Annotated in this window: 11 protein-coding genes and 1 pseudogene; all 12 read right to left on the bottom strand. The window is 48.3% G+C overall.

Annotated elements, in window-relative coordinates; translation table 11 throughout:
- Positions 1 to 150, bottom strand: a pseudogene (locus H735_RS30990) (chemotaxis protein CheW); the annotation flags it as partial.
- Positions 140 to 919 carry a ParA family protein gene (locus H735_RS18455; RefSeq protein ID WP_005438728.1) on the bottom strand — a complete coding sequence of 260 codons (780 nt, stop codon included), beginning with the start codon at positions 917 to 919 and terminating at the stop codon, positions 140 to 142. The pseudogene H735_RS30990 and the gene H735_RS18455, both read right to left, overlap by 11 nt.
- An 8-nt stretch (positions 920 to 927) precedes the next feature.
- Entirely contained in the window at positions 928 to 2,043 is a 1,116-nt protein-coding gene (locus tag H735_RS18450; protein ID WP_020196567.1) for a protein-glutamate methylesterase/protein-glutamine glutaminase, read from the bottom strand.
- A gap of 29 nt (positions 2,044 to 2,072) precedes the next feature.
- Positions 2,073 to 4,301, bottom strand: coding sequence for a chemotaxis protein CheA (locus tag H735_RS18445; RefSeq protein ID WP_020196566.1), 2,229 nt, complete (start codon positions 4,299 to 4,301; stop codon positions 2,073 to 2,075).
- A 9-nt stretch (positions 4,302 to 4,310) separates the two neighbouring features.
- Positions 4,311 to 5,051, bottom strand: coding sequence for a protein phosphatase CheZ (locus H735_RS18440; RefSeq protein WP_005438710.1), 741 nt, complete (start codon positions 5,049 to 5,051; stop codon positions 4,311 to 4,313).
- Positions 5,052 to 5,163: 112 nt separating this feature from the next.
- Positions 5,164 to 5,532, bottom strand: a complete 369-nt coding sequence (gene cheY, locus H735_RS18435; protein ID WP_017635949.1) for a chemotaxis response regulator CheY — start codon at positions 5,530 to 5,532, stop codon at positions 5,164 to 5,166.
- A gap of 45 nt (positions 5,533 to 5,577) precedes the next feature.
- Positions 5,578 to 6,312, bottom strand: a complete 735-nt coding sequence (locus H735_RS18430) for an RNA polymerase sigma factor FliA (RefSeq protein ID WP_005438709.1) — start codon at positions 6,310 to 6,312, stop codon at positions 5,578 to 5,580.
- Entirely contained in the window at positions 6,305 to 7,192 is an 888-nt protein-coding gene (locus tag H735_RS18425; protein WP_005438708.1) for a MinD/ParA family protein, read from the bottom strand. The genes H735_RS18430 and H735_RS18425 overlap by 8 nt, the downstream gene beginning before the upstream one ends.
- Before the next feature lie 14 nt (positions 7,193 to 7,206).
- Entirely contained in the window at positions 7,207 to 8,718 is a 1,512-nt protein-coding gene (gene flhF, locus H735_RS18420) for a flagellar biosynthesis GTPase FlhF (RefSeq protein ID WP_020196565.1), read from the bottom strand.
- Between the two features lie 28 nt (positions 8,719 to 8,746).
- Entirely contained in the window at positions 8,747 to 10,846 is a 2,100-nt protein-coding gene (flhA, locus tag H735_RS18415; RefSeq protein ID WP_020196564.1) for a flagellar biosynthesis protein FlhA, read from the bottom strand.
- 223 nt (positions 10,847 to 11,069) lie between these two features.
- Entirely contained in the window at positions 11,070 to 12,200 is a 1,131-nt protein-coding gene (flhB, locus tag H735_RS18410; RefSeq protein WP_020196563.1) for a flagellar biosynthesis protein FlhB, read from the bottom strand.
- Between the two features lie 9 nt (positions 12,201 to 12,209).
- Positions 12,210 to 12,992, bottom strand: a complete 783-nt coding sequence (gene fliR, locus H735_RS18405) for a flagellar biosynthetic protein FliR (RefSeq protein ID WP_005438703.1) — start codon at positions 12,990 to 12,992, stop codon at positions 12,210 to 12,212.
- Positions 12,993 to 13,000 lie beyond the last annotated feature (8 nt).

Genomic DNA, 13,000 nt, shown 5'->3' with positions numbered 1-13,000 from the left:
TGGCTCTGGCTCTGGCTCTGCAGATGATAGTTCTTGAGCGAGCAAGTCAAGCTCTTCTTCTTGCTCAATAACTTCGACCTCTTCGCCAAGCAAAGCACTGAAGTAATCATCAAGTGCTTGTTCACTGGAAAGTACGTCGTTATTGCTCATCGAACGCTAACCTCTCCAAGTAAATCAACAGTTGCTTGTAAGCAAACACGCCACGACTACCAGAAGCAAAATGCGAAGCTGGCAGATGCTTTAAGCTCGCATCACGGAATTTGGTGTCAATTGGAACCGCTGAAGTCCAAACTTGATTCGGGTAGTCTTTCTTAAGCTGAGTCAGTGTCTGCAACGAGGCTTTCGTGCGCTTATCGTACATAGTCGGAACGATAGTCACTTTGAAGCCACCCGGACGAGACTTTTGCATGATGGTCAGAGTGCGAATCATGCGCTCCAAACCTTTCATCGCAAGAAATTCAGTTTGAACCGGAATCAAGATGCGGTCACTGGCTGCTAATGCGTTAACCATCATCACACCGAGAATCGGCGGACAGTCAATCAAGACATAATCGTAGTCTTGTGCAACCGCTTGTAAGGCACGCTTCAAGATCAAACCCATTCCGCTGCGATTGCCCATTACGCGGTCTAGCGTAGCAAGCGACATGTGCGCAGGAATGATGTCCATACCTTCAAGATCCGTTTCTAAGATCAACGGCTTTACCGTCTCACGTGAAAACGTCTTCAGCTGAAAAAGATCGAACAAGCTTGTTGTTACGGCATCAGGATCATAACCAAGATAAGTCGTCAGCGACGCGTGCGGATCGGTATCCACCATCAACACTCGGTGACCTTTTTGGCTCAATAAACCAGCTAATGTCACGGTTGATGTGGTTTTACCTACCCCACCTTTTTGGTTTGCTACACTCCAAACGATCATGATCTTTCCTACGCTAAGCCCACTTCCACCAGCATGCGCTCTGCAATGCGCTCAAGTGGTAAATCTTCAGTAGAGATGCCCGCTTTCGCAACCGCTTGTGGCATACCATAAACGACGCAACTTTCTTCGTCTTGAGCCCAAATTGTGGAACCTGCTGATTTCAGCATACGTGCACCTTCACGACCATCAGCGCCCATGCCTGTCAGTACCATCGACAACACTTTGTCGCCGTAGACTTTTGCAGCAGAGCCGAAGGTTACATCGACACACGGTTTGTAGTTCATGCGATCGCCGCCATCGATAATACGAAGACGAGCAGCACCAGCACGACCGTCAACCATCATCTGTTTGCCGCCAGGGGCAAGATAAGCCACACCCGCTTGCAACACGTCACCATCTTGCGCTTCTTTCACTTGGATTTTGCATAGCGTGTTAAGACGACTTGCAAACGCCGCTGTGAATGTCGCAGGCATGTGTTGGATAAGCACGATTGGATGTGGATAGTTAACTGGCAAACGCGTCAGAATTTTTTGTAGCGCAACAGGACCACCAGTCGACGTACCAATCGCCGTTAGCTGATACTTCTTACCTGATGCGCGGAATTTCGCTGCCATCGGACGGCTTGGCGCTGATGCAGTCGGCGCAGCATTGCGAGAAGCCAAAGGGCGCACTGTTGAACTGGTCGCCGTTGCAGCTGGTCGAGCAATTGGACGGCGCATAAACGCTCGTTTAGAAGCGATTTGAATCACACGCTGTTGAAGCAGTGATACAGCTTCATCACGGTTACGAGCAATGTCTTCGAATTTTTTCGGTAAGAAATCCAGCGCACCAGCGTCTAGTGCATCAAGCGTTGCTTTCGCCCCATCGTGAGTCAGGGACGAAAACATCAGGATTGGCGTAGGAGACGCAGCCATGATTTCACGAACGGCAGTGATACCGTCCATGACTGGCATTTCAATATCCATCGTGATGACGTCAGGTTTCAGAGTTTTGGCTTTCTCAACCGCTTCTCTACCGTTAACCGCAACGTCAATCACTTCTAGGCGCGATTCTGAGTTGATGATTTCGCTTACGCGACGACGGAAAAAACTCGAATCATCAACGACTAGTACTTTAATCGCCATCTTATTCCTTTTATCGACTCCAGCTTCGCTTAGATGCGCGAAGCTGCAGCGTATTGCTTAAGTAGGTCTGGCACATCAAGAATCAATGCGATGTGGCCATCACTGGTGATCGTCGCACCTGCCATTCCTGGCGTGCCTTGCAATAGATTGTCTAGTGGCTTGATCACCACTTCTTCTTGGCCGATCAATGTATCCACAACAAAACCAACACGTTGGCTGCCGATCTGTACGATAACTACATGGCCGTGGCCTGTGCGCTCTTGGACACGAGGAGACTTAGAAGCCAACCAGTTCTGCAAGTAGAACAGTGGGATAGACTTATCACGTACGATGATCGTCAACTGACCATCCACCACGTTAGTACGGCTTAGATCTAAGTGGAAAATCTCGTTCACCGACGCCAATGGCAGAGCGAACGGATGACCGCCAACGCCGACCATCAGTGTTGGAAGAATTGCCAGTGTCAGTGGAACTTTGATAGTGATCTTAGTGCCCTTGCCCAGCTCTGAATCGATATCGATAGAGCCGTTTAGCGTGTTGATCGCAGTCTTCACCACGTCCATACCTACACCACGACCAGAGATGTCTGAGATCTTCTCTTTACTTGAGAAACCTGGCGCAAAGATCAGGTTGAAACATTCTTTGTCTGATAGACGCGCTGCCGCATCTTCGTCCATCATGCCGCGTTTCACTGCGATGCCACGAAGTTTGTTCGGATCCATACCGCCGCCATCGTCAACGATAGCCAGTTCGATATGATCGCCTTCTTGTGATGCCGACAGGATGACTTTACCAGTACGAGATTTACCGGCTTTCGCTCGGTCGTCTGGCATTTCGATGCCGTGGTCAACCGAGTTACGCACCAAGTGGATCAATGGATCCGCTAGCGCCTCTACTAGGTTTTTATCTAGATCGGTCTCTTCACCGCGCATTTCAAGCACGATATCTTTATTTAGGTTACGCGCCAAGTCGCGAACAACACGTGGGAAACGGCCAAATACTTTCTTGATTGGCTGCATGCGCGTTTTCATCACTGCACCTTGAAGGTCTGCAGTCACGACGTCTAGGTTTGCTACCGCTTTCGACATTTCTTCGTCGTTGCTGTTCAAACCAAGGCTTAATAGACGGTTACGCACCAATACAAGCTCACCAACCATGTTCATGATGGTGTCTAGCGTCGAAGTATCAACACGTACCGTTGCTTCCGCTTGTGGCTTCTTAACCGCAGGTGCTTTTGCTTCTTCTTTTACCGCAACCGGTTTTGCTTCTGGCTTAGGAGCTGGAGAAGGCGCAGCCGCTACTGGAGCTGGCTGAGGTGCCGGTTTTGGCGCTTCAGGTACCACATTTTCTGATGCTGGTTTGGTCGCAAAGTCTAATTCTTCGATAGATGGACCTTTACCCGCACCATGCAATTCGTCGAGCAGCTTTTCAAACTCTTCGTCAGTCATCAGATCGCCGTCAGTGGATGCTGACATTGCAGGAGCAGCTGGCTCTGGCGCTTTAGGCGGCTCTACTGGAGCAACATCTGATGCTGATGGGCTCTTACCCACACCGTGTAGCTCATCCAATAGACGTTCAAATTCATCATCAGTGATGTCGCCGCTGTCCGCTGCAGGCGCACTTGCCTGAACAGGTGCAGCTGGAGCTACTGGCGCCGGTGCAGACGCACCCGGAGCAGAACCTTTACCGTGCAGCTCGTCCAATAGCTTTTCAAATTCGTCTTGGGTGATTTCGTCAACAGAGCCAACGCTTGAAGATGCAGGAGCAGACTCAACTGGCGCAGCTGGTTGCTCGATGACAGGCTCAGGAATAACAGGCTCTGGCGTTACGACTGGCGCTTCAACTGTAGCGACCACTTCGTCTTCAGACTCAGGTTTGCATAGACGGTGAAGCTCTTCTAGCAACGCAGGATCTGCCGCGTCTAGAGGTTCACGATCTTGTACCGCTTGGAATTGATGGTTAACCGTATCAAGCGCTTTCAGCATGGTGTCCATCAGGCTTGGCGTCACTGAACGTTGACCGTTTCGCAACACGTCGAACACGTTCTCTGCACCGTGACAAGTATCCACCAGCTCCGCTAATGATAGGAAACCAGCACCGCCTTTCACTGTGTGGAAGCCGCGGAAAATCGCGTTTAGGAGATCTTTGTCTTCTGGATTGTTTTCCAGTTCAACAAGCTGCTCAGAAAGCAGCTCTAGGATTTCTCCAGCCTCAATGAGAAAGTCCTGAAGAATATCTTCGTCTAAATCGTAGCTCATACGTTACCTTTAAAATCCAAGACTGGACAACAAGTCGTCGACTTCGTCCTGCGACGAGACCGCATCTTCCCTTTGCTCAGGATTAAGAATTGGGCCTTCTGCTTCGCTTGATTGTTTTATCTTTTTATCTGACGGTTCTGGCAAAACTTGAGTCTGTTCTTCTGGTTTATTGCCAGAAAAGACGGTCAAGATCTCAACCAGGCGATCTTCCACTTCATTGACAAGCGTGATCACGCGGCGAATGATTTGACCCGTTAAGTCTTGGAAGTCTTGTGCCATAAGAATTTCGGTCAGCTGACCGCGCAATTCAGTGCTATCACCTTCGACTTGAACCAACAGCTCGTCGATACGATGGCAAAGCGCTTTAAAATCGCTTAATTCAATGCGTCCGTGCATGAGTTCGTTCCATTGAGGGCGAACTTGTTGAAGGCACTCATGCAGGTTATCGGCGATAGGCAAGCAGCACTCAACCGCATCCATCGTTTTATTTGCTGCTAACTCAGTTTTATCAATCACATATTGCAGACGGTCTCTTGCATCAGGGATTTCCGCCCTGGCAATTTCTGTCATGCGTTGATCGATGTTGAAGTGCTTAAGTGAATCATGAAGGTCGCGGGTTAATGTTCCGATTTCTTTTAGCATCGGATTCCCATCGCTTTCATATATCGAGGCAACAAGCGCATTAGCTTGGTCCTGTTCCCCGTTTTCTAGCATCTGAACGAGCGACTTCGCCTGCTCTAGTGAGATCATCCTGAATAGACCCTTTTTTACGTTTAGTTCTTTCTTTTCGCTTTTTTAGCGTCAAACGAGCCACCCCTTAGTATTAGGAGTGATGACTCGATTAACAAAGAGAAAGAGAGAGTTATAAACGTTCGAAAATTTTATCTAATTTTTCTTTTAGTGTTGCAGCAGTAAACGGCTTAACGATGTAACCGTTAACGCCTGCTTGAGCTGCTTCGATGATCTGCTCACGCTTTGCTTCAGCTGTGATCATTAGAACAGGTAGGTGCTTAAGTTCTGCATCCGCACGGATGTGTTTAAGCAGGTCGATGCCTTGCATACCGGGCATGTTCCAGTCAGTTACAACAAAGTCGAAGTCACCTTTTTTCAGCATAGGTAATGCAGTTAAACCATCGTCCGCTTCTTGAGTGTTATTAAAACCCAAGTCACGAAGTAGGTTTTTAACAATACGGCGCATTGTTGAGAAATCATCAACAATAAGGATCTTCATGTTTTTATTCAAAATTGCCTCCACTGAATCGTAAAATCAGTGTGTTTAGTCATTTTGTGTCCACGCACTGAGCTTGGTGCGTAAACGTTGCATCGATTGACTCAGTATTTGACTTACGCGAGATTCGCTTACGCCCAACACATCGCCAATCTCTTTCAAATTGAGTTCTTCGTCATAATAAAGCGAAAGTACTAGCGCTTCACGCTCTGGAAGCTGTTTTATTGATTCAACCAGTGCTTTTTTGAACGATTCATCAGCAACACCCTTAAATGGGTTGCTGTCATCGGTTTCATCAGCCGGTGAAATCACATCATCAGAGACGCCTAAATCTTCAATTCCCACCAGTTTTGAACAGTTTATGTCGGTAAGCGCACTATGATATTGGTCTAGTGTCATGCCGAGATGTGCTGCTACTTCTGAATCCGATGGGTCACGATTTAGTACACCTTCCAGCTCTGCGATCGCTTGGTTAATTTCGCGGTTGTTCTTATGAACAGAACGAGGTACCCAGTCGCCTTTGCGAATGTCATCCAACATTGCACCGCGAATTCGGATACCTGCATAAGTTTCAAAGCTCGCACCTTTAGAACCATCATAATTCTGCTGAGCTTCGATAAGGCCGATCATGCCGGCCTGAATTAAATCTTCTACCTGAACACTCGGCGGTAAACGGCCTAACAGGTGATGAGCAATACGCTTAACCAACACCGAGTAACGTTCAATGAACGCCTGCTGGCTATTAAATTTGCCATGTTGGTCATAGGTAATCGCTTTATTCACCAAAAGGGTCCTCTGCCAATTCAGTACGATTTAGCAACCTTTCAACGAAAAATTCTAGGTGTCCACTTGGTGTCTTAGGCAGTGGCCACGTCAGTGCTTTGTTCGCTAATGAGCTGATCGCTAAAGCCGCAGGAGAACGAGGGAAGGCATCCACAACAATCTTCTGTCTTTTCACGGCTTGACGTACTTTGTCATCCAATGGAATACATGCTACGAGTTCGAGGCTGACATTCAAGAAGCGCTCTGTGACTAGAGTCAACTTTGCGAATAATTCTCTGCCTTCACGGTAGCTTCTGACCATATTTGCAACAACTTTGAAGCGCTGAACCTGGTGTTCTTTACTCAACAGCTTGATTAATGCGTAGGCATCTGTGATTGAAGTTGGCTCATCGCAAACCACAACCACAACATCTTGAGCTGCACGTGAAAAGCTAATTACCATGTCAGAAATGCCCGCTGCTGTATCAATCAGCAGTACGTCCATTTCTTCTTCAAGACTACCAAATGCACGGATGAGTCCAGCATGTTGAGCGTGAGACAGCTCGGTCATGCTTTGTGTGCCAGAAGTTGCAGGGACTATCTTTATACCATAAGGGCCTTCAACAATCGCATCTTTTAGCTCACATTCACCCGCAAGGACATGCCCTAGGTTACGTTTTGAACGGATTCCGAGCATAACGTCCACATTCGCCAGACCTAAGTCCGCGTCGAGAACCATCACCTTTTTGCCTTGGCGCGCCATACAGATCGCCAGACCCAGTGTTACGTTTGATTTACCCACACCACCTTTACCGCCAGTAACAGCAATTACCTTAGTCAATGATGGTTGTGTTAAGCGACGGAGGCCGCTTGCTTGATCGTGTATCATATTCTCAGTCATAGTAGTCCGCCGCCCTAGAGTCCTTCGCTGTCACTGTTCCAAAAGTGAGGTTCGTTCTCTGTCGACTTCTCTAACAGTTCATTTGCTTTCGCAATCATGTATTTTGGTTGTGCTATCACAATGTCTTCTGGTACGCGCTGGCCATTGGCAATATAAGCCACTGGCATCGCGTTCTGAATCACCACGCTGATGAATTCGCCAAGACTTAATGATTCATCAAGCTTAGTCAAAATACAGCCCGACAGCGGAATGCGTCGGAAATGATCCAGTGTTTCTTGTAGAACACGACGTTGTGCGGTAGCTGGCAAAACAAGGTAGCTGTGAATCACTTCTCCGCTCTCTTGCATCAGGGTATCGAGCTGCTCAGAGAGTCTTACGTCTCGCTGCCCCATCCCTGCCGTATCGACCAAAATCAGTCTTCTGTTTCTTAGCTGATATATAACATCGGCTAACTCGTTAGAATCTTTAGCAACTCTTACAGGACAACCCATAATTCTTCCGTAAATTGAGAGCTGCTCATGTGCACCTATGCGATATGTATCTGTTGTCACAAGGGCGACATTGTCGGCACCAAACTCCATTGCCGCACGCGCTGCAAGCTTTGCAACCGTCGTGGTTTTACCAACACCTGTCGGCCCAAGTAGTGCAACCACACCACCACGCTTCAAAATGTCTTGTTTTGGAATGCTAATTTGATCCGCCACGAGAGAAAGCAGTGCCTTCCACGCTCGCGTCGGCTTAGTGTCTTCTGGAATGTAACAAGCCATTTGATCTGCCAACTCCGGTGAAACGCCCATTCGCTCTAGACGCTTAATCAGCATCGCGCGCAATGGTTCACGGCGTTCAACCTCTTGCCACATCAGACCTGAAACTTGGTGCTCCAGCAAACGACGAATTGATGTCATATCTTCGCGCATGTTCTCTAATTCACTACTAGAGTCTTCTCGCTCATCCGATGGGCGACGACGGTCATAGCGTGTTGGATCCAACTTGGGTAATGGGCGCTCAAATCGGTTATCTTGTGCAATCAACTTCGCCAGTGGCGAATCGGGTTGATACGGCACTGGCTTTTCTTGGTTATAGCTTTCACGATGCTTGTTTTGGCGCAGTAGTAATGCCGACAAAGAATCTTCGTTCTCTGCCACATGGTCATCTGACTCAGCAGCACCATTGCTGTATTGCTTGAGCATATTCGCGAAACGTTGCGTCATTGAGCCTGATTTTTCATTGTTCGCGTTTAGGCTAATTCTGTCTTCATCCAAACGGCGATCTTGATAACGCTCTGCTGCAGATGACGGCAATTGACGTTGTTCGCTATAACGATTTGGTTGAGCTGCGCCACGGTTAGGAAGAGAGTGCGCTTGCGAAGTCGGATCTGCATTGGACTCGCCGTCGATTGCCGCTACGATCTCTACACCGCCTGCCACTTTCTTGTTCGACATGATCACCGCTTCTGCACCAAGCTCTTCTTTCACTTGGAGCAGCGCTGTTCGCATGTCTTTGGCAAAAAATCGTTTAATTTTCAAACTATAAATCCATTAATGATGCGCAGGCTTAGTTGCCCACGGCTTGCACAATTCTGATCTGCTTTTCGTCCGGTATTTCTTGGTAAGACAGTACGCGGAGGTTCGGTATTGTGTTCTTAACGAACTTCGCTAATGTGGAACGCAATACGCCAGATGTCAGCAGAACCGCAGGCTCGCCTTTCAGTTCTTGCTCTTGTGTCGCTTGGCTCAGAAAGGACTGAAGTCGCTCAGCTAATCCCGGTTCAATACCAGCGGATTCGCCGCCTGAGGCCTGCATGGTTTGATGCAAGATTTGTTCCAGCTCAGGAATAAGTGTTATCACTGGTAGTTCAGGCTCTATACCATTGATTTCCTGAACAATTAGACGTTTCAAACTGATACGAACTGCGGCAGTCAAAATGTCAGGTTCTTGACTCTTACTCGAGTACTCCGCCAAGGTTTGCACGATGGTTCGAATATCGCGAATTGGGATAGCTTCGTTAAGCAGGTTCTGTAGTACTTTCACGACCACACCAAGTTGCAACTGATCAGGAACAAAGTTCTCCACCAATTTAGGCGCGCTTCGACCAAGCATTTCCAATAGGTTCTGTACTTCTTCATGACCAATCAGTTGTGACGCGTTGTTAGTCAGCAATTGGCTCAAATGTGTCGCCAGTACCGTGGATGAGTCCACTACGGTATAGCCTAATGCTTGGGCGTGTTCACGCTGCTCTTCACGAATCCAAACCGCTTCTAGACCGAATGCAGGGTCCATGGTTGGTTCGCCTTCAATCATGCCGTAAACCTGACCTGGGTTTATCGCCAGCTCTTGGTCTGGACGAATCTCGGCCTCACCAACAGCAACACCCATCAAGGTGATGCGGTAGCTGTTTGGCGTCAGTTCTAGGTTGTCACGGATATGAACCGCAGGAATAAGGAAACCGAAGTCTTGAGATAGCTTTTTACGCACCCCTTTCACGCGCTCCAACAGTTCACCCCCTTGGTCACGGTCCACCAATGGAATCAAGCGATAGCCTACTTCTAGACCGATGATGTCGACGGGTTGTACGTCATCCCACGACAACTCACGCTGAGAAATCGGTTCACTGCCATCTTCCGCTTTGGCGGGTAAGGCGGGTTCTTTGGCTTTTTGTTTTTGCTTCTTATCGAGCCAGTAAGCAGCACCACCAGCAATAACCGCTAATGATAAGAATGAGAAATGAGGCATACCCGGCACGATACCCATCACACCAAGAATCGCGGCGGTGATCATCAGGGCTTTCGGGTTGTCGAACATCTGGAAAATCAGCTGCTCGCCCATGTCTTCATCAGTATTTTGACGCGTTACCATCATCGCAGCCGCGATAGACAATAATAGCGATGGAATTTGTGCCACCAAGCCGTCACCGATGGTCAGCAAGGTGTAGATTTGCATAGCTTCAGAGAAGCCCAAACCGTATTGCGCCATACCAATCGATAGACCACCGATGATGTTGATAAACAGGATCAAAATACCCGCAATCGCATCACCTTTTACGAATTTAGACGCACCGTCCATTGAACCGTAGAAGTCGGCTTCTTTAGTCACTTCAAAACGGCGTAAACGCGCTTGGTCCTGGTCAATCAAACCAGCGTTCAAGTCCGCGTCGATCGCCATCTGTTTACCCGGCAAGGCATCCAAGGTGAAGCGAGCACTTACCTCAGAAATACGACCCGCACCTTTGGTTACAACCATGAAGTTAATGATCATCAAGATAAGGAAGACCACCAGACCGACGGCGTAGTTACCACCGATAACAACGTTACCGAAAGCTTCGATTACGTTACCAGCTGCATTGCCCCCTTCGTGACCGTATAGAAGTACCACACGGGTTGAAGCAACGTTCAACGCCAAACGTAATAACGTCGCGATAAGCAGAACGGTTGGGAACGCAGCAAAGTCGAGTGGACGACGTGTGTAAACGGTCACTAACAACACCACCATGGCTAAGGCGATGTTAAAGGTGAAGAATAAATCCAGCAGGAATGCAGGTATAGGTAGCACCACCATTGCAAGGGTGGCCAATACCATAACAGGCGCACCAATGGCGGGCATGGAGCGCTGTGGAATTTTGGGTAATTTATCTGCAAATGGCAGGCTTAACTTCATACTGCGAGGTGTCTCAATCGGTCTGGAGCATCACGTAACACACATGTAACTGGTATTACGCGACAGCTTTCGCCTAAAAGTTTAGGTATTGTTGTTGATTAACGCGATTTAAGCAATGTGTGTACCATGATTAACGCCAAAATAATGACTAGTTGCTCAAAGAAATCACAATCCTTTGATCTAATGTGAATTTTTGTCTAATCACACCATGCAATTATTTTCATTAGTGACGATGTTCAGGTGGGATAGGTAGATCGTAGTCCTGAATTTTCGGTCGTTGACCGTCACGTTTACGATACTGCTTAAGTTGGAAAACGAACGCCAGAACTTGCGCTACAGCGGTAAACAAGCCGTCTGGAATTTCCTGCTCTAATTCTGTGGTGTGGTAGAGCGCACGCGCCAATGGCGGAGCAGGTACGATGGTAATGTCGTGTTCGCGCGCTACTTCTCGAATCTTCATCGCCATATGGTCGGTACCTTTGGCGATCACCACTGGCGCACGGTCAGTTTTCTGCTTATAACGCAACGCGACAGAGAAGTGCTCTGGGTTGGTAATGATAACGTCCGCTTGAGGCACATCGGCCATCATTCGACGTTGAGCCGCTTCACGTTGCAACATACGAATACGCCCTTTCACTTCAGGCTTACCTTCAGTCTCTTTGTATTCGTCTTTGATCTCTTGTTTGGTCATTTTAAGCTGATCAGCGTGTTGCCAAATCTGGAACGGAATGTCGATCGCCACAACGATGAGCAAGGAACAACTGATCAGCAGGATGAAGTTGAGCAAGATATCCAAAGCGTGAAAGATGTTTTGCGGATACACATCCATGCTTAGCTGAATCAAATCCGCTTGCGACGCTTGAATCAGGTAGATCGCCATCCCCGTTACCAGCGCAACTTTTAAAATCGATTTGATCAGCTCGACCCAACTCTGCATTCCCACCATGCGTTTTAGACCACTAAGCGGGTTCATCTTGGAGAGCTTTGGCATTGCCGCTTCGGCAGAAAAGCTAATCCCCCCTACCCCTGCTGCTCCTATCATGGCGGCAATAAACAAGGTGATAAGGATAAGAAACAGTGGGAACAACAGATCCGTCATCGCACCAAACGCAATGTCGAATAACTTAGCGGTATCGAAGATTTCATCGCGTTTGAGATCAAACAAACGACTCATTATCGAAAACAGCGAGCGCGCCAAAGACTCGCCAAACCACATTAAGGCGATAGCCCCTACGATCAGCACTGACGCTGATGCAAGCTCTTTAGACCGAGCAACCTGCCCCTTTTCTCTGGCTTGTTGTAACCGTCGGGGCGTGGCTTCTTCGGTGCGTTCCTGACCGTCTGACTCTGCCAATCCAGCCTCCTAGCAATCCAAGCGAATGAGGTTACAAATCTGCTCCTCACCCACTGCCCAGAACAATTCATAATGGCTGTACAAACCAGCCAGAATGTACCAACAAAGTAACAAGCCCACCATCAAGGCAAAGGCAAAACCGAGTGAGAAGATATTCAGCTGTGGTGCGGCACGTGTCATTACACCGAATGACAAGTTAATCGTGAGCAGCGCGATAATGCCCGACAACGACATACTCAATGCCGTTTTGAACATGATGCCAAGCCAGCTCGCCATTTCACGGAAATCGACCGCATTGAGCGAGCCAGAACCGATTGGCAAGGTCTTGAAACTGAACACCACCAATTGCAGCATTTTTAAATGCCCATCGGTAGCAAGGAAGAACATGGTCGCCAAGAACATAAATAGCTGACCAAGCAAAGGGGTATTTTGGCCGTTAGCAGGGTCGACCATGGATGCGAAACCCAAGCTCGATTGCATACCTAAGATCTGACCTAAAAGTACAAACGTCTGGATCATAAACTGGGTCACCATGCCCATCGCAACACCAATAATGATTTGCTCGGCAATGGTCATGAAACCACGGAAAGAAAGCAGTTCAATATCTTGAGGCACCGCAGGAATCGCAGGGGCAACCGCAAAGGTAATGGCTAAACCGAGGTAGAGACGAATTCGAGGTGAGACAAAGCGTGCCCCGGTTACCGTCATCACCATCAACATGGCAGAAATACGGGTATAGGGCCAAAAGTAGTTTGCGATCCAGTCGAGGACGATATGGGTCGGATACTCCATACGCGCCT

Source organism: Vibrio owensii CAIM 1854 = LMG 25443, assembly GCF_000817815.1.
Classification (GTDB): domain Bacteria; phylum Pseudomonadota; class Gammaproteobacteria; order Enterobacterales; family Vibrionaceae; genus Vibrio; species Vibrio owensii.
The sequence above is the reverse complement of the archived record's forward strand: the minus strand, read 5'-3'. Positions and strand labels throughout refer to the sequence as shown.